Origin of the sequence: Pseudoflavonifractor sp. BSD2780061688st1 E11 (genome assembly GCF_005844125.1) — a bacterium.
Lineage (GTDB): Bacteria > Bacillota > Clostridia > Lachnospirales > Lachnospiraceae > Sellimonas > Sellimonas catena.
Genome location: NZ_SPHM01000006.1, coordinates 1 through 16,972 on the forward strand (window position 1 = coordinate 1; position 16,972 = coordinate 16,972).

Below are 16,972 nucleotides of genomic sequence, written 5' to 3' on the forward strand. Positions count from 1 at the left end.
TTGAATCAATCTTCCAAAAACATTGATAAATACGATGTTTTTGGAAGATTTACTTTTTATAAAGTGGCAAAGTCGGGGAGAAGGCGGAGCCTGGGGAATTGCCCTGCTCGCATCCTATATGGTGCATCGTGAGGAAGATGAAAATCTGGCAGATTTCCTGGCAGAAAAAGTATTTGCAGGAGAAACAGGAATTGAGATGCAGGCGGATCCGGAAGATGTGGCAGGTTTTAATACCTTTATTGAGCGGTACAAAGAAGGGTTCCCGATTGAACGAGCGGCAGTAGACCATCTGAAATAGACGTGCTATACTATCGGTAAAAAAGAAAGAAGGACAAAAAGAACGACATGCCGAAAGTACAGATGACAACACTGGGATATATCGAAAAAGAGGATGCCTATCTCATGCTTCACCGCGTAAAAAAGGAGCAGGACGTAAATGAAGGCAAATGGATCGGGATAGGAGGAAAATTTGAATACGGAGAAAGCCCGGAAGACTGTATGAAGAGGGAGACAGAAGAAGAGACCGGCCTGACCGTGACATCCATGAAATTCCGGGGAATTTTAACCTTTATCTGTGATAAACAGGATCCGGAATACATCTGTCTTTACACGATAGACGGATTTAGAGGGCAGATCCGGGATTGTGACGAAGGCGTACTGAAGTGGGTTCCAAAAGACGAGATTTCCCGCCTGAATCTCTGGGAAGGAGATAGGATTTTCTTTGACCTGATTCAAAAAGATGCACCGTTTTTCTCTCTGAAACTTCGTTATGAAGGGGATCAGCTCATGGAAGCAGTCCTGAATGGCGAAAAAGATCTTGTACATATTTTTGGGGACGTGTTCCGATGATCCGGAACACGTCCCCTTTGACAAATTTGTACTGAAAACAGGAGATTTCGATAGTACAAATCTTGGATTTTGTATAAATTGTGCGTGACATGTTTGGATAATACTCCAACTTGTATTGTACAGGTGAATGGGTTATAGTGGTAGTATAATGAAAGAGAGGCTTTGGAATGCAGAAGAAGTACGAAGAAGTGGTTGCGTGGATCAGAGGAGAGCTGCGTGAGGGCAGGCTGAAGCAGGGGGATAAGCTTCCGTCCGAGAATACGCTGCAGGTGAGGTTTGGTGTGAGTCGTCAGACGATCAGGAAGGCGCTTTCAGTGCTGGAGGAGGAACAGATTGTGCGGAGTGTCCGAGGAAGCGGGACATATATTGAGATTGGAAAGCAGAAAAGACAGCGTTCCATGAGGATTGCGGTGATGACGACCTATGTGGATGTCTATATTTTTCCGTTGATTGTAAAGGAGATTGAACGGGTATTGTCGGATGAGGGATATTTTCTTCAGCTTGCCGTGTCTAATAATGCGATTGAGAAGGAGCGGATGATTCTGAAGGATTTTATTCGGGAGAGATCAATCGACGGGCTGATTGCGGAGACAACAAAGAGCGGGATTCCGAATCCGAATCTGAAGCTATACAAGGAGCTGGAGCGGATGGGTGTTCCGATTCTGTTTATTAACAGTTTTTATCCGGAGCTTGATATTGCGCATGTGAGCCTGAATGACAGAGCGGCCGGGCGGATGGTGACGCAGCATCTTCTTGACTGCGGGCATATCAATATAGCGGGGATTTTCAAGGCGGACGATGGTCAGGGGCACCAGAGGTATGCGGGATATGTGGATGCGCTGATGGATGCGGATATCAAGGTCAAAGGAAAGCAGGTTGTATGGATCGACTCGGATGAGATCGCGGAGATGCGGGACGACTGCAGTAGAATTCTGAAGCGGATCAAGGGCTGCACGGCCTGTGTCTGCTATAACGATGAGGTCGCAAACAAGCTGGTTGGTATCTGTATGGATCAGGGAATCCGGATACCGGATGATCTTTCCATTGTGGGAATTGACAATTCCGATCTTTCGAGATTCTGTGAGATCCCGTTTACGTCGGCCGATAATCCGGTGCAGGAGCTTGGAAAGATTGCGGCTGAGATGATGATTGATAAGATACAGGGAATCGGAGACATTGAGACGGTGGAGCTTATGCCGGATCTGGTTATGCGAAATTCCGTGAAAGTGATTACACATATATAATAAATCAATATAACAGGAGGAGAAAACAATGTTAAAGCAGAAAAACTACAAGTTCTGGTTCTGTACAGGATCGCAGGATCTTTACGGAGACGAGTGTCTGGCTCATGTGGCAGAGCATGCGCAGAAGATCGTGGAGGCGCTGAATGCATCCGGAGTTCTTCCGTATGAGATTGTCTGGAAACCGACGCTGATCACAAACGAGCTGATCAGAAAGACCTTTAATGAGGCAAACACAGATGAGGAATGTGCAGGTGTCATCACGTGGATGCATACGTTCTCACCGGCAAAATCCTGGATTCTCGGACTTCAGGAATACAGGAAGCCGCTTCTTCACCTGCACACTCAGTTCAATCAGGAAATTCCATATGATACCATTGATATGGATTTCATGAACGAAAACCAGTCTGCACATGGAGGCCGTGAGTTCGGCCATATCTTTACCAGGATGGGAATCGAGAGAAAAATTGTTGTGGGACACTGGTCTGACAGACAGGTACAGGAAAAAATTGCATCCTGGATGCGTACAGCTGTGGGTGTGATCGAAAGCAGCCATGTACGTGTCATGAGGGTGGCCGATAATATGAGAAATGTAGCCGTAACGGATGGAGACAAGGTAGAGGCACAGATTAAATTTGGATGGGAAGTAGATGCTTATCCGGTTAACGAAATCGCGGAAGCGGTCGAAGATGTAAAAGAAGGAGAAGTAAGTTCTCTGGTAGAGGAATATTATGATAAATATGATATTCTTCTGGAAGGAAGAGATCCGGAAGAATTCCGGAAACATGTTGCCGTACAGGCACAGATCGAAATTGGATTTGAACGGTTCCTGGAAGAGAAGAACTATCAGGCAATTGTGACTCATTTTGGTGATCTTGGAAGTTTAAAGCAGCTTCCGGGGCTTGCAATCCAGAGACTGATGGAAAAAGGTTACGGATTTGGCGCAGAAGGAGACTGGAAGACTGCAGCCATGCTTCGGATTATGAAAATCATGACGGAAGGAATGAAAGACGCAAAGGGAACTTCCTTTATGGAAGATTATACCTACAATCTGGTTCCTGGAAAAGAAGGCATTCTTCAGGCTCATATGCTGGAGGTCTGCCCGACTATTGCGGACGGTCCGATCAGTATCAAAGTGCAGCCGCTCAGCATGGGTGACAGAGAAGATCCGGCACGTCTTGTATTCACGGCAAAGGAAGGTCCGGCGATTGCAACTTCTCTCATTGATCTTGGAGACAGGTTCCGCCTGATTATCAACAATGTCAATTGTAAAAAAACGGAAAAACCGATGCCGAAACTTCCGGTTGCAACCGCTTTCTGGACACCGGAACCAAATCTTCAGACCGGCGCAGAGGCATGGATCCTCTGTGGAGGAGCGCACCACACGGCATTCTCCTATGACATTACCGCGGAACAGATGGGAGACTGGGCGGATGCAATGGGTATTGAGGCGGTTTATATCGATAAAGACACCAATATCCGGAATCTGAAAAATGAACTCAAATGGAATGCAGCAGCATATCGTAAATAAGGAAGAATAGAAAATACAGGCCGTATCTTTGTATTCTGCCTCAACAGCTGTGCCGGGTTCGTGGAACAGGCAAAAGGACTGGAAATGGATGCGATCTCGGCGGCGGTTATCGGAGGTACGCTTCTGAGCGGAGGTGTCGGAACACCGATCGGTACGCTGTTCGGAGTCCTGATTAAAGGTACGATTACAAGTCTGATTACTACTCAGGGGACCTTGTCGAGCTGGTGGGTAAGAATTGTTCTTTCCGCATTGTTATGCTTCTTTATTGTCCTTCAGTCCATACTTGGAAAAGTCAAAGAGAAGAAATAGCGGATCAGTCAGGAAGCATTACAAAGAAAATGAAACAGTCTTTGTAATGCTTCTTTTCATGCAGAGAAATTAGGTGTAAAATAAAAGGCAGAAATGTTTGAAAGAAAGGAAGCCGAAAGGCGTATGGTAGATGAATGAAAAAGGAAAATTTTGGACAGACAAGGGCAGGTGTGCAGGCATCGCTTTACACAATGGAAAATGAAAATGGAATGGAGCTGAAAGTAACCGACTATGGTGCAACCCTTGTAAACATTATGGTAGTGGACAAAAACAGTCGGAAAAGGGATGTAGTACTCGGATACGACGATGTGTCCGGATATGAGACAGGAGCAAGTTTCTTTGGCGCAACTGTCGGCAGAAACGCAAACAGAATTGCGGGGGCTTCTTTTGAACTTGGTGGAAAGACATTCCGCCTGGACGCAAATGAAAATGGAAACAACCTGCACAGCGGACTGAACTTTTATAACAAGAGACTGTGGGAAGTAAAGCAGTCGGATGCGCAGAGTATTACTTTTGCCCTGTTCAGTCCGGACGGGGATCAGGGCTATCCGGGAGATGTCAGAATTGAAGTTACTTATACTTTGACAGAGAACAATGAAGTGAAAATTTCCTACAGGGCAATTCCGGGTGAAGACACAATTCTGAACCTGACCAACCACAGTTATTTTAATTTAAACGGAGAAGGGGAAAATACGATTCTGAACCATGTCGTACGTCTTGACGCAGATGCGTTTACAGAGACAGACGATAAACTGATTCCGACCGGAAAGCTGATCGATGTGACAGGAACACCGATGGATTTCCGTCAGGCAAAAGCGATCGGGCAGGATATCGGGGCAGACTATGAGCCGTTGAAGCTTGCAGGCGGATATGATCATAATTGGGCTCTTGGCAATCAGGGAAATTGTGAGAAAGCAGCAGAGGTGTATTCACCGGAAACCGGTATTTCGATGGAAGTCCTGACGGACCTTCCGGGAATCCAGATGTATACGGGAAACGGTATTGAAAATGAAACAGGAAAAGGCGGAAAGCATTACGGAAAACATGCGGCAGTCTGCTTTGAGACACAGTACTTCCCGGATGCGGTACATCACGAAAACTTTGAGGCACCGGTGTGCAAGGCAGGGGAGACTTATCAGACAACAACAGTATATAAATTCAGGATTCATGAATAAAATGCTCTTTTCTTGCATTTTGAAAAATTTGTGCTATAATAATGGACAGCTGGCGTAGTAAGGCAGAAAAGAATGACAACAGGTGACAGTTTTCATTAGGAGGATTTATTATGGCAAGAAAACGCACATTGGCAAAGGTAACTGCAAAGACAGAAGCTGCAGCGGCGGAAACTGCAAAAGCGGCAGCAGAGAAAACAGAGGCTGTGAAAGAAGCGGCTGTGGAAAAGACAGAAGCTGTAAAAGAAGCAGTAGCTGAAAAAACAGAAGAAGTAAAAGAGGCTGTGAAAGAAGCAGCAGAAAAGACAGTAAAGACTGCAAAGAAGACAGCTGCAAAAAAAACTGCAAAGAAAGAAATCAAAGTAAGGACATTTGTTCAGTACTTCGGAAAAGAAGTAGAGGAAAAAGATATGATCGCTGCAGTCAAAAAAGACTGGACAAAGGCAAATGGAAAAAAAGTGGGCGATATCAAAGATATCACACTTTATGTAAAGCCGGAGGAAGCTGCAGTTTACTATGTGGTAAACGGGACAGATTCCGGAAAAGTTGCATACTAATGTACGGAAAAAGGCAGAGAAGATACCATATGGTCAGAGGACGGTATGGTATCTTTTTTTGTGTGCCGGGGCGCCTGAATCAACAGATAATTTAAAAGGAAATAATGTAAAGAAAGAAAAAACAGATAGAAACAGAAAAATATATTGACAAAAATAAGAAGGGATGGTAATATTAGGACAAGAAAAAGAAATAGAAATCAGAAAGGATTTCAGAAAGGAAGGTACGGACCACCGAAAACACATTTATAACTCATATAATCTGAGAAAGGGAAGGTTAACGAATGACTGAAGAACCAACAAAGTGAGGATGGGCGTTGATGATCAGATAAGCATCGGCGTCCATCTTTCGTGTTGCGGGAATATCAGTTTTGTATTAAAATACAAGTAGGAGGGAAACGAAAAGAGTATCAAATAATATACAAAGGAGAGACAAAGATGGAAAGAGTATTTGAAGCAGCAGATCAGATAAGCCGGCTGCTCTTTGAAGATGGATTGAAGAACATGGATTTCTCGTGGATCTTTTCGGAAGGAGGAACAGTGGCAGCTGTTGTGGCTGGTGTGATCGCGCTGCTGATGGTTTTCTTTGGAGCGAAGTGTAAATATGTTCTGTTTGCTCTGCAGGGGCTTCTGCTTGGTGTGACTGCTGGACTGGCGGCGTCCTGGTATTTGAATCTGGACGGTTGGATCATGATCGGCGTATGCGCAGCAGCGGGAGTGCTTCTTGCAGCATTCGAGGCGGTATTCCGCAAATTCGGGGCATTCGTATTTTCGTTTGTGGCCATTTTTGTAAGTGCCCTGGCACTTGCGGGCGGCAGAGGCTACATTGCACTTGGCATCGCGGCAGCGGCAGCACTGTTATTTGCGATTCTGGCAGCCGTTTTCGGTGATCCGATGATTATACCGGTCATGGGAATCGGCGGAGGTGTTCTCGGCGGTATTGTAGCATGCCGCTACCTGCCGTTTGACAGTACAATTGCATTCTACGGAGTGAGCATTGCTCTGGCAGTTCTTGGAATCTGCATCCAGTATGCTCTGAAGTCAAGTAAGATTGCAAAGATCGAGCGCAGTAAAGCAAAAGAAATTCGGGAAAAGAAATCGGTAGAATCCGAAATCGAAATGGCGAGAAACATTCTGGATTCTGATGAGAACGAATAAACGAAAATGAATAAGGGAGAAAATCTGACTGTGGGAATCAGAAAATGCGGACAGTATTACTGCCTTTCTGAAAAAAGGGTATAATAAGCCTGTAAGCAAAAGGGGGCTTGTGTATGAAGCTGGATATGCATTGTCATGTAAAAGAAGGATCGATTGACAGCAAAGTAGGCATTGAAGAATATATCGAAAAGCTGATCGATAATGGATATGATGGAATGGTTGTTACCGACCACGATACTTATAATGGATACCGATACTGGAAAAATGAGTTGAAAGGGAAAAAGTACCAGGATTTTATGGTATTTAAGGGGATTGAATACGACACGAGAGATGCGGGGCATTTTCTTGTCATTATGCCGGAGGGGCGGAAAATGCGTCTTCTGGAGATGCGCGGGCTGCCGCTTACCATGTTGATTGATCTGGTACACAAAAATGGAGGTGTGCTTGGACCGGCCCATCCGTGTGGTGAAAAATATCTGAGTTTTACAAATACAAAGCGGTTTTATAAATCCCCGGAGCTGATTAAGCGGTTTGATTTTATTGAGGTATTTAATGCGTGCGAGTCTGAGGAGTCAAATGAAGGCGCGGCCAGACTCGCAAAGAAATATAATAAACCGGGAACCGGAGGCAGCGATGCCCATAAGATCGAATGTGTAAGTACCGCGTATACAGAATTTGCGGGAACAGCCACATGTGAAACCGAACTGATCAATTTGATCCGTCAGAATCAGATTGTAAAAGCCGGCGGAAGATTTTATAACAAAACGGTGAAAGATAAGATGGGGAAGGCAAATAAGCTTCTCGCATACAGTTTCTGGTTCTACAACAAAGGTGGAGAGCTTTTGAAACGCAGGAGCAGACAGAAAAAGATGAAGGTAGAAAGTCCAGTAGATCCGATTGATCCGATCGAGATTCCTTACCTGCGGGAGGCAAAAAAAGAAAAAATGCAGAAATTAAGAGACTAGCTGGAAAGGAGAAGGAATGGAGTACAAAGGATTGGTAAGACGGCAGAAAGAGTTTTTTAAGACAGGGAAAACGAAGAAAACGGGATTCAGGGTATTTTATCTTGGCAGACTTCTGAAATGGATGGATGAGAATGAGGCACGGATTCTGGATGCCCTCAATAAGGATCTCGGAAAATCCGGCACGGAAGGATATATGACTGAGATCGGAATGGTAAAAGAGGAAATCAGGTTTGCCATGAAACATCTGACACTTTGGGCGAAGCCAAGAAGAGTCAGGACGCCGGTATCTCAGTTCCCGTCTGCCTCTTTTATTTACAGAGAGCCTTATGGTGTCGTACTTATTATGGCTCCGTGGAATTATCCTTTTCAGCTTACGGTGGCACCTCTGATTGGCGCGGTCAGTGCAGGAAACTGTGCAGTCCTTAAGCCGTCTTCCTACTCGGTGCATACATCTGCGATGATTCAGGAGATGATTCGGGAAGTGTTTCCATCCTGCTATGTCACAGTTGTGACAGGCGGCCGGGAGGAGAACGAGGCGCTCCTCAATGAAAAGTTTGACTATATTTTCTTTACGGGAAGTCCGAAAGTAGGAAAATCCGTGATGGAGAAGGCAGCCAGACATCTGACTCCTGTCAGCCTGGAGCTTGGGGGAAAGAGCCCTTGCATTGTTGATGAGACAGCGGATTTAAGAACCGCGGCAAAACGGATTGTCTGGGGGAAGTTTTTGAATGCCGGACAGACCTGTGTGGCACCGGATTATGTACTGGTGCAGCACAGTGTAAAGAAAAGGCTGATTCATTATATTATCAGACAGATTCAGAAGATGTACGGCCAGGAACCGCTGGAAAATGAGGAGTATCCGGCGATTATCAACCAGAGGCACTTCAAACGTATCAGTGGACTGATCAATGAAAATAAAGTCATTTACGGCGGAAAGACCGACAGTACCACGCTTCGGATTGAGCCGACAGTGATGGACGGCATCACCTGGGATGACGCTGTGATGAAAGAAGAGATATTCGGGCCGGTTCTGCCGATCATGTCCTACTATGATCTGCGGGAAGCGGCAGCTGCCATTGAAGCGCAGTCAAGCCCGCTGGCGCTGTATCTGTTTACGAGGGACAAAAAAAGGGAGTCCTACATTCTTGAAAAGCTATCCTACGGAGGAGGTTGTATCAATGATACGGTAGTCCATCTGGCAACACCATATCTGCCGTTTGGAGGAGTAGGGCAGTCCGGAATGGGAAAATATCATGGGAAGGCAAGTTTTGATACCTTTACGCATGAGAAAAGTATCCTCAAAAAATCGGTTCTTGTAGACATTCCTTTCCGGTACCCGCCGTTTCGGGATCATCTTAATTTGATAAAAAAGTTTATGTAAAAAGACCCTTTCCGGGCGGCCTGTAATCAGCCGGAGACCGGAAAGGGTCTTTGTTTTCTCTTTTATTTAAAACAGCAGTCCGATATGGTAGAAAATCACTGCGAAAATCCATGCAATGACAAGCTGGAAGCAGGCGAACGCGACAGTGATACTTGTCTTTCCCACTTCTCTGTGGATCGTTCCGATCGTTGCCATACATGGAACATAGAGAAGACAGAAAACCATCATTGCGTAGGCGTTGGCTGCGCCAAATCCCATGGAAGCAAGGACAGATACCATGCTGTCCATACCTGCGGAAGTCGTAATATTGGCGATGCCAAAAAGAACGCTGCAGCTGGAAACAACGACTTCTTTTGCAGCAATACCGGAGATCAGAGCAACGGCGATCTGCCAGTACCCAAGTCCCGCCGGAGCAAGTAAAGGGACAAGGGCCTTTCCGATGATTGCCCCGAAACTCTCGGAAATATCGGATACAAAGCCATGCGGTCCAAGGTTCATGACACCCCACATTATAATGGAGGCGATGAAGATGACGGTACCTGCTTTGGAGAGATAGTCCTTTACCTTTTCCCATACATAGATGGCAATCGTGTGAGCATTTGGAGTCTTGTACTCCGGAAGTTCAATGAGCAGTGCGTGTTCCGCTTTACTACCGTCAAATTTTGAAATGACGAAAGTCGCCGTGATGGCCACCACAATACCAAGCAGATACATGGAGTAGCATACGAGCATGCTGTATTTTCCAAAAAACATGGAAGAGAACAGGACATAAATTGGAAGCCTTGCACTGCAGGACATAAACGGTGTAACAAGAATGGTCTTCAGCCGGTCTTTTCGGTGTTCCAGAGCACGGGATGCCATGACAGCGGGAACCGAACATCCGAATCCAAGAAGGAGCGGGATGAAAGCACGGCCGGAGAGTCCGAGACGGCTCATCAGATCATCCATGACGTATGCGACACGTGACATATACCCACTGTCTTCCAGAAAAGCAAGTGCCAGAAACAGGATGAAAATATTCGGCAGGAAAGTCAGGATGCCGCCTACACCGGAGATAATTCCATCCACGACAAGAGACTGAATCAGTGGATTCGTATGGACTGCGGAAAGTCCGCCGGTCACCAGATCCGAGAACCAGACAAGAGCCAGCTCAAAATATCCTTTCAGCCAGTCACCGACTGTAAACGTTACAAAAAATACAAAAGCCATAATCAGAAGAAAAATCGGAAGGCCAAGATAGCGGCTTGTCAGATAACGATCAATTTTTTCTGTCATTTCTGCTTTTGCGCTTTTGTTGACGAGAACCTCCTGAATAATTTCTTCTATAAAATCATATTTCTGATTGATGATATCTTTTTCCAGACTTTCAGAAGCTACATCATCCAGCATGACAGGATGATTTTTCATGACGACCGGGTCATGCTCCAAAAGCTTGATGGCATGCCATCTTTTATTTGAAAGATCAGGATCCTGTGCGGAGAGCCGTTCGATAAGTATATCGATTTTATCTTCGATTTCATCGCTGTATACCATGGCATATTCCGCATGATGGTTGTGGCGGTGGGAAGAACTTGCCTCTTTTTCCTGGTGGTGGTGGATCAGCGGATCCTGGCCGGTCAGCCCTTCGTGGTGTTTGACCGCATGCATCAGGATGGAAAGACCGGTCCGTTTTCTCGCGGAAACCGGTATCGCAGGGATACCAAGCATTTCCGGAAGACGGTGAAGGTCGATTTCCATGCCCCGTTCTTCTACGATGTCCATCATATTCAGTGCAAGAACGACAGGTTTTCCAAGCTCGATCAGCTGGAGAGTCAGATAAAGGTTGCGCTCCAGAGACGAGGCGTCCACAACGTCAACGATGACATCGACGTCATCACTCATAATACATTCTCTTGATACGGTTTCTTCCATTGTATAAGAAGTCAGACTGTAGATTCCAGGAAGGTCGATCAATTTGAAACGATCCCCTTCGTACTCGGTCATTCCCTCTTTTTTTTCGACTGTTACGCCCGGCCAGTTTGCCACTTTCAGATTAGCCCCTGTATAGGCGTTAAACAGAGTTGTTTTTCCACAGTTTGGATTACCTATGAATCCAACATTGATGATATCACCCATTATTCTGCCTCCTCCACTTCAATATGGTCAGCAATCCGCTTACCGAGGGCAAATCTTGTCCCACGGAACCGAACAGTCATAGCTCCCTTTTTATCATTATTCAAAATGGTAATCAAAGCCCCCTCGGTAAGACCGAGAGATTCGAGCCTGCGTTCCAGCGAAAGCTCCAGCTGAATGGATCTGACAATATAGGTGTGCTGGTTTTCCCCCATTTTTAATGTCATATTCATTCTCCTTTAATCGACAAATTATACACGCATTTTATATTATATAATAAATTTCGCAAGGCGTAAATAAAAAAGACCGGATGTGTTTCTTTCAAAAGGAAATTTCCTGCATTTAACTGCCGGTGATCAGCAGGGTAAAACTCAAAAAACAGATCGCACTCTGATTTTTTCTTGCACATCTGTAGATATCTATGATAGAATATGAGGAAAGGCAGAAGCCAGAAAAAGAGGAGGCGCAAAAGACATGGGAATGACAATGACGCAGAAGATCCTTGCAGCGCATGCAGGATTGGACAGGGTGGCGGCAGGACAGCTGATTGAGGCGAAGCTTGACGTTGTAATGGCAAATGATATTACCGGTCCGATGGCTGTGCCGGTATTCAGGCAGATGGCGGACAAGGTATTTGATAAGGACAAAGTTGTACTGGTACCGGATCATTTTACTCCAAATAAAGACATCAAATCAGCGGAAAATTCCAAATCAATCCGGGAATTTGCAAAAGAGCAGGGACTGACGCACTATTATGAGATTGGACAGATGGGGATTGAGCACGCGCTCCTTCCGGAAAAAGGAATCACGGTAGCAGGGGAGTGTATCATCGGAGCGGATTCCCACACCTGTACATACGGCGCGCTGGGAGCATTTTCCACCGGTGTTGGAACAACGGATATCGCGACAGGAATGGCGACCGGAGTGCTCTGGTTCAAGGTGCCATCCGCAATTCAGTTCGTACTGAAGGGAAAACCTGGAAAATATGTTAGTGGAAAAGACATTATTCTCCATATCATCGGAAAGATCGGTGTGGATGGAGCATTGTATAAATCCATGGAGTTCGTAGGAGAAGGACTTTCCGAACTTTCCATGGATGACCGTTTCACCATGGCAAATATGGCCATCGAAGCAGGGGCGAAGAACGGAATCTTCCTTGTGGATGAGAAGGCAGAAGCGTATATGAAAGAGCATTCGGACAAAGAATATAAGATCTACACTCCGGATGAGGATGCAGTGTACGATGAAGTGATCGAGATTGATCTTTCCGAAGTAAGACCGACGGTTGCATTTCCGCATCTTCCGGGCAATGCGCACACAATTGATGAGATCGAGACTATGGAGCCGATCAAGATCGACCAGGTTGTAATCGGATCCTGTACGAACGGAAGAATGGAAGACATGAGAAGAGCGGCGGCGATCCTCAAAGGTCATAAAGTACATCCGGGTGTGCGTGTGATTGTAATTCCGGGTACGCAGGCGATCTATAAGGAATGTCTGAAAGAAGGCATAGCGGAGATTTTCGTGGATGCAGGATGCGCATTTTCCACGCCGAGCTGCGGACCGTGCATGGGAGGACACATGGGCGTTCTGGCAGCAGGTGAAAAGTGTGTTTCCACAACAAACAGAAATTTTGTGGGACGTATGGGACATGTGGACTCTTTGATTTACCTTGCTTCTCCGGAGACGGCTGCGGCAAGTGCCATCAAAGGTTATATCGCAAATCCAGAGAAAGCAGGTGAATAGAACATGGAAGCAAAAGGACATGTATTTAAATACGGAGACAATGTGGATACGGATGTTATCATTCCTGCAAGATATCTGAATTCGTTTGACCCGCAGGAACTGGCATCCCACGCGATGGTAGATATTGATCCGGAGTTTGCAGGCAAGGTTCAGCCGGGAGATATCATTGTTGCAAGAAAGAATTTCGGATGTGGTTCTTCAAGAGAACATGCTCCGCTCTGTCTGAAAACAGCGGGAGTCAGCTGCATTATTGCAGAAACATTCGCACGGATTTTCTTCCGGAATTCCATTAATATCGGACTTCCGATTATTGAGTGCAAAGAAGCGGCCGAGGAGATTGAAGCGGGGGATGAAGTGGAGATCGACTTTGACAGTGGGAAAATTTTTGACCGGACAAAAGGGACTGAATATCAGGGACAGCCGTTCCCGGAATTCATGCAGAAAATCATTTCAGCCGGAGGCCTTGTAAATTACACAAATCAGAAGCTGAATGGATAAATCCGGTTTAACATATGGAAAATGGATGGTGAAAAGGGCGGCAGCACTTTTGGAAGGCATGCCGCCCTTTTTCCATCGGACTTTTAAAACGAAATCCGAAGGAGAGTGGCAGGACGAATGACAGAAAGAAAAGAAAAAGGAAGTGCGGCGGCACTTCTTCCAATAGGAGTATTTCTGGTATTGTTTCTTGGATCCGGGTTTATAAGCGGCGACTTTTATGCAATGCCTGCTGTGCTGGCATTTTTGCTGGCACTGTTTGTAGCTTTTGTGCAGGACCGGAAACATGATTTTAACGAAAAAATTCATATTATCGCAAAGGGAGTGGGGGAGGACAACATTATCACCATGAGTCTGATTTTCCTTTGCGCAGGCGGATTTTCCGGTGCGGTAACAGCTGCCGGAGGGGCGGACAGCGCGGTAAATTTTGGACTGTCCATCCTGCCGTCCCAGGTGGCGGTTGCAGGACTGTTCGTGATCGGATGCTTTATTTCGGTTTCCATGGGAACATCCATGGGAACGATTGCGGCTCTTGCTCCGATCGCAGCGGGTATCAGCGAAAAGACCGGATATGATGCAGCCATCTGTATCGGTGCGGTCGTATGCGGAGCCATGTTTGGAGATAACCTTTCCATGATTTCCGATACAACGATCGCGGCTGTCAAGACACAGGGATGTGAGATGAAAGATAAATTCCGTGAGAATTTTCTGATTGTACTGCCGGCGGCAGTGGTCACGATCGGGATATTCTTCATTTTGACATCCGGGCAGGATTTTCAGATGGAGGAGGAACTGATATACAGTATCTGGAAGATTATTCCGTATCTGGTAGTTCTGGTAGGCGCCTTGATCGGCGTGAATGTGTTTCTTGTGCTGATGACGGGAACTGTACTATCTCTTGCTGTGGGAGTATTATCCGGAGAGATTGCGGTCTCCGAGATGTTCCAGGTTTTAGCGCAGGGACCGGATGGAAGTGGCGGAATCATGGGCATGTATGACATTACGGTGATTTCCATTATCGTGGCATGCATTGTTTCCCTTGTACGGGAGATGGGAGGAATTACCTTTCTGCTGCAGATGATTAAAAGCAGAATCAAGAAAAAACGCGGCGCAGAGCTTGGTATCGCAGGACTTGCCTTTCTGGTGGACATGTGTACGGCAAACAATACGGTTGCCATTGTCATGACGGGACCAATCGCAAAGGATATCAGTGATGAGTACGGCATTGAGCCAAGACGTTCCGCCTCACTTCTTGATATTTTTACTTCCGTTGGACAGGGGATCATCCCATACGGTGCCCAGCTTCTGTCGGCAGCAAGTCTTACGAAGCTGACTCCGTTTGAAATTATGCCGTATCTGTACTATCCGGTTCTGATGGCACTGAGCGCAGTGCTCTTTATCCTGTTCCGGAAAAGGAAAATCGATTGAATGTTCCAATAGTTTATGGTATAATTTCTGAAAATTGCAGATCAGAAAAGGACAAGGAGGAAACGCCATGGAGTTGTTTTATAGAAGTACGAGAAACGAAAATGTCATGCTGACTGCTTCGGAGGCAATCTTAAAAGGACTCTCCGATGAAGGAGGGCTCTTTGTGCCGGAATATATTCCGAAGCTTCCTGTTCCGCTTGCGGATCTTGCCGGGATGGATTATCAGGAAACTGCCTATGTCGTGATGAAGCAGTTTCTTACCGACTTTACGGAAGAGGAACTTAGAGGATGTATCCGTGCAGCCTACGATGACAAGTTTGATAACGAAGAGATTGCACCGATTGCGAAGGTGGACGGAGTCTATTATCTGGAACTGTTCCACGGTCCGACGATTGCGTTCAAAGATATGGCGCTTTCCATTTTGCCGCACCTGATGACAACAGCTGCCAGAAAGCATCACGTCACTGACGAAATCGTGATTCTGACTGCCACGTCCGGTGATACCGGAAAGGCGGCCCTTGCCGGATTTGCAGATGTGGAGGGGACGAGGATCATCGTCTTTTATCCAAAAGGAGGAGTCAGCGATGTGCAGCGGCTTCAGATGGTAACACAGAAGGGGGACAATACGGCGGTCATCGCTATTCATGGAAATTTTGATGAAGCACAAAGCGGTGTGAAAAAGATGTTTGAAGATGAGAGACTCAAAGCAGAGCTTCAGAAAGCAGGCTTCCGGTTCTCGTCTGCAAATTCCATCAATATCGGACGGCTTGTCCCGCAGATTGTCTACTATGTCCATGCTTACGGGTGTCTCCTGAAACATGAAGAGATTCAGGAAGGAGAAGCGGTCAATGTCGTTGTTCCGACTGGAAATTTCGGAAATATTCTTGCCGCCTATTTTGCAAAACAGATGGGCGTTCCGATTGCGAAGCTGATCTGCGCCTCCAATGAAAATAAAGTGCTCTTTGACTTTTTCGAGACCGGAACCTATGATAAAAACCGGGAATTTATCCTGACAGAATCTCCATCTATGGATATTTTGATTTCCAGTAATCTGGAACGGCTGATTTACCTGATTTCCGGAAGAAATGAGGCGAAAAACCGTGAGCTGATGAAGGAATTAAACGAAAACGGACGTTACGAAATTACCGGAAAGATGAAAGCAGAGCTGTCCGATTTTGCTGCCGGGTATGCATCGGCGGACGAGATGAAGAAAGCCATCCGCGACACCTACGAGAATACAGGATATGTGATGGATACTCATACAGCGGTTGCTGCCGCGGTGTACGAAGCGTATCGCAGAGACAGCAACGATCCGGCAAAGACGATCATCGCATCAACGGCAAGTCCATACAAGTTTGCGGAAAGCGTTCTTAACGCCATACGGCCAGGCGAATATGAAGGTCAGGAAGGCATTGCCCTTGCCGATGAACTGAGCCGGCTTTCCGGGACAGAGATCCCGAAGGCGGTAGAGGAGATCAGAAATGCCGAAATCCGCCATACGAGAGAGTGCGATGCACAGGAGATGGAAGCGGCAGTGAAAGAAATTTTAGGACTGAGGTGACAGGGATGGATTCGATCTGGGGACTGATTGCCCTGGCCTGCGGACTGTATTGTATGGCCGGGTATTGGAAAATGATAAAAAAAGGAGAGATTTTTCAAAGTGTTCTGCTTCCGAAGGAAGTGAACCTGAAAAAATGTAAAGACACCAAGGCATACATAAAAGAGGCGGCACCGAAAGTGATGATTTTGGGGATCGTAGTGACCCTCTGGGGGATCTGTGATCTGGCCTGCACCAGTCTTGGTGTCGACAATATGGCCATTTTCTGGGGCACCTTTGTAATTGTGATGGTTGTGCTTGTGTGGTTTGGAATTACAACAGGAAAACTACGGAAAAAATATTTTTCATAAACGAATCATGTGAAAGACTTTGCGAAAACATTCCGCAGAGTCTTTTTTTGTTAAATCTGTATGGGAGATAGTGTGATGGACCACGGATATGATATAATGGAAAAAAAGCTAAGGGGACAGGGT

Annotated in this window: 16 protein-coding genes and 1 pseudogene; 15 read left to right on the forward strand and 2 right to left on the reverse strand. The window is 46.1% G+C overall.

Features of this window, described 5'->3' with window-relative positions; all coding sequences use genetic code 11:
- Positions 1 to 40 precede the first annotated feature (40 nt).
- From FGQ85_RS03965 to FGQ85_RS04010, 10 genes and pseudogenes are all read left to right on the forward strand, one after another.
- The gene (locus FGQ85_RS03965) at positions 41 to 298 is read left to right on the forward strand and encodes a hypothetical protein (RefSeq protein WP_138372736.1); all 258 of its coding nucleotides are present in this window, start codon (positions 41 to 43) and stop codon (positions 296 to 298) included.
- A gap of 47 nt (positions 299 to 345) precedes the next feature.
- A complete protein-coding gene (locus FGQ85_RS03970; protein ID WP_087167471.1) occupies positions 346 to 849 on the forward strand; it encodes an 8-oxo-dGTP diphosphatase in 504 nt (167 codons plus the stop codon).
- A 167-nt stretch (positions 850 to 1,016) separates the two neighbouring features.
- Positions 1,017 to 2,093, forward strand: coding sequence for a GntR family transcriptional regulator (locus FGQ85_RS03975; RefSeq protein WP_087167470.1), 1,077 nt, complete (start codon positions 1,017 to 1,019; stop codon positions 2,091 to 2,093).
- Positions 2,094 to 2,121: 28 nt separating this feature from the next.
- Complete coding sequence (araA, locus tag FGQ85_RS03980) at positions 2,122 to 3,621, forward strand: L-arabinose isomerase (protein WP_138372737.1); 1,500 nt, start codon at positions 2,122 to 2,124, stop codon at positions 3,619 to 3,621.
- Positions 3,622 to 3,651: 30 nt separating this feature from the next.
- Positions 3,652 to 3,930 (forward strand): annotated as a pseudogene (locus FGQ85_RS03985) (sugar ABC transporter permease YjfF); the annotation flags it as partial.
- 134 nt (positions 3,931 to 4,064) lie between these two features.
- Entirely contained in the window at positions 4,065 to 5,105 is a 1,041-nt protein-coding gene (locus FGQ85_RS03990) for an aldose epimerase family protein (protein ID WP_087167464.1), read from the forward strand.
- A 110-nt stretch (positions 5,106 to 5,215) separates the two neighbouring features.
- Positions 5,216 to 5,659: a DUF6465 family protein gene (locus tag FGQ85_RS03995; protein WP_087167463.1), complete on the forward strand. Its 444-nt coding sequence runs from the start codon at positions 5,216 to 5,218 to the stop codon at positions 5,657 to 5,659.
- A 435-nt stretch (positions 5,660 to 6,094) separates the two neighbouring features.
- Entirely contained in the window at positions 6,095 to 6,814 is a 720-nt protein-coding gene (locus FGQ85_RS04000) for a hypothetical protein (protein ID WP_118637493.1), read from the forward strand.
- A gap of 113 nt (positions 6,815 to 6,927) precedes the next feature.
- Positions 6,928 to 7,779 (forward strand): PHP domain-containing protein, encoded by an 852-nt coding sequence (locus FGQ85_RS04005; protein ID WP_087254525.1) that lies wholly within the window; start codon positions 6,928 to 6,930, stop codon positions 7,777 to 7,779.
- Between the two features lie 16 nt (positions 7,780 to 7,795).
- Positions 7,796 to 9,160: an aldehyde dehydrogenase gene (locus FGQ85_RS04010; protein WP_087167460.1), complete on the forward strand. Its 1,365-nt coding sequence runs from the start codon at positions 7,796 to 7,798 to the stop codon at positions 9,158 to 9,160.
- 66 nt (positions 9,161 to 9,226) lie between these two features.
- Here the strand turns inward: FGQ85_RS04010 and feoB are convergent, their stop codons facing one another.
- Both feoB and FGQ85_RS04020 read right to left on the reverse strand, forming a co-directional pair.
- Positions 9,227 to 11,275 carry a ferrous iron transport protein B gene (gene feoB / locus FGQ85_RS04015; RefSeq protein ID WP_087167459.1) on the reverse strand — a complete coding sequence of 683 codons (2,049 nt, stop codon included), beginning with the start codon at positions 11,273 to 11,275 and terminating at the stop codon, positions 9,227 to 9,229.
- On the reverse strand, positions 11,275 to 11,499 hold the full coding sequence (locus FGQ85_RS04020) for a FeoA family protein (RefSeq protein ID WP_087167458.1): 225 nt from the start codon (positions 11,497 to 11,499) through the stop codon (positions 11,275 to 11,277). The genes feoB and FGQ85_RS04020 overlap by 1 nt, the downstream gene beginning before the upstream one ends.
- 247 nt (positions 11,500 to 11,746) lie before the next feature.
- Here FGQ85_RS04020 and leuC point away from each other — a divergent pair, with 247 nt between their 5' ends.
- From leuC to FGQ85_RS04045, 5 genes are all read left to right on the forward strand, one after another.
- Positions 11,747 to 13,018: a 3-isopropylmalate dehydratase large subunit gene (gene leuC / locus FGQ85_RS04025; protein WP_138372738.1), complete on the forward strand. Its 1,272-nt coding sequence runs from the start codon at positions 11,747 to 11,749 to the stop codon at positions 13,016 to 13,018.
- Positions 13,019 to 13,021: 3 nt separating this feature from the next.
- Complete coding sequence (gene leuD, locus FGQ85_RS04030; protein ID WP_087167456.1) at positions 13,022 to 13,516, forward strand: 3-isopropylmalate dehydratase small subunit; 495 nt, start codon at positions 13,022 to 13,024, stop codon at positions 13,514 to 13,516.
- Between the two features lie 117 nt (positions 13,517 to 13,633).
- On the forward strand, positions 13,634 to 14,941 hold the full coding sequence (locus FGQ85_RS04035; RefSeq protein WP_138372739.1) for a Na+/H+ antiporter NhaC family protein: 1,308 nt from the start codon (positions 13,634 to 13,636) through the stop codon (positions 14,939 to 14,941).
- Positions 14,942 to 15,008: 67 nt separating this feature from the next.
- Positions 15,009 to 16,502 carry a threonine synthase gene (gene thrC / locus FGQ85_RS04040; RefSeq protein ID WP_138372740.1) on the forward strand — a complete coding sequence of 498 codons (1,494 nt, stop codon included), beginning with the start codon at positions 15,009 to 15,011 and terminating at the stop codon, positions 16,500 to 16,502.
- 5 nt (positions 16,503 to 16,507) lie between these two features.
- Positions 16,508 to 16,849 carry a hypothetical protein gene (locus tag FGQ85_RS04045; protein ID WP_138372741.1) on the forward strand — a complete coding sequence of 114 codons (342 nt, stop codon included), beginning with the start codon at positions 16,508 to 16,510 and terminating at the stop codon, positions 16,847 to 16,849.
- Positions 16,850 to 16,972 lie beyond the last annotated feature (123 nt).

What these genes read in the sequence shown, in the direction of transcription:
- FGQ85_RS03970 (WP_087167471.1), top strand. Translation starts at nt 346, where the DNA reads ATGCCGAAAGTACAGATGACAACACTGGGATATATCGAAAAAGAGGAT.
- FGQ85_RS03975 (WP_087167470.1), top strand. Translation starts at nt 1,017, where the DNA reads ATGCAGAAGAAGTACGAAGAAGTGGTTGCGTGGATCAGAGGAGAGCTG.
- araA (WP_138372737.1), top strand. Translation starts at nt 2,122, where the DNA reads ATGTTAAAGCAGAAAAACTACAAGTTCTGGTTCTGTACAGGATCGCAG.
- FGQ85_RS03990 (WP_087167464.1), top strand. Translation starts at nt 4,065, where the DNA reads ATGAAAAAGGAAAATTTTGGACAGACAAGGGCAGGTGTGCAGGCATCG.
- FGQ85_RS03995 (WP_087167463.1), top strand. Translation starts at nt 5,216, where the DNA reads ATGGCAAGAAAACGCACATTGGCAAAGGTAACTGCAAAGACAGAAGCT.
- FGQ85_RS04000 (WP_118637493.1), top strand. Translation starts at nt 6,095, where the DNA reads ATGGAAAGAGTATTTGAAGCAGCAGATCAGATAAGCCGGCTGCTCTTT.
- FGQ85_RS04005 (WP_087254525.1), top strand. Translation starts at nt 6,928, where the DNA reads ATGAAGCTGGATATGCATTGTCATGTAAAAGAAGGATCGATTGACAGC.
- FGQ85_RS04010 (WP_087167460.1), top strand. Translation starts at nt 7,796, where the DNA reads ATGGAGTACAAAGGATTGGTAAGACGGCAGAAAGAGTTTTTTAAGACA.
- feoB (WP_087167459.1), bottom strand. Translation starts at nt 11,275, where the DNA reads ATGGGTGATATCATCAATGTTGGATTCATAGGTAATCCAAACTGTGGA.
- FGQ85_RS04020 (WP_087167458.1), bottom strand. Translation starts at nt 11,499, where the DNA reads ATGACATTAAAAATGGGGGAAAACCAGCACACCTATATTGTCAGATCC.
- leuC (WP_138372738.1), top strand. Translation starts at nt 11,747, where the DNA reads ATGGGAATGACAATGACGCAGAAGATCCTTGCAGCGCATGCAGGATTG.
- leuD (WP_087167456.1), top strand. Translation starts at nt 13,022, where the DNA reads ATGGAAGCAAAAGGACATGTATTTAAATACGGAGACAATGTGGATACG.
- FGQ85_RS04035 (WP_138372739.1), top strand. Translation starts at nt 13,634, where the DNA reads ATGACAGAAAGAAAAGAAAAAGGAAGTGCGGCGGCACTTCTTCCAATA.
- thrC (WP_138372740.1), top strand. Translation starts at nt 15,009, where the DNA reads ATGGAGTTGTTTTATAGAAGTACGAGAAACGAAAATGTCATGCTGACT.
- FGQ85_RS04045 (WP_138372741.1), top strand. Translation starts at nt 16,508, where the DNA reads ATGGATTCGATCTGGGGACTGATTGCCCTGGCCTGCGGACTGTATTGT.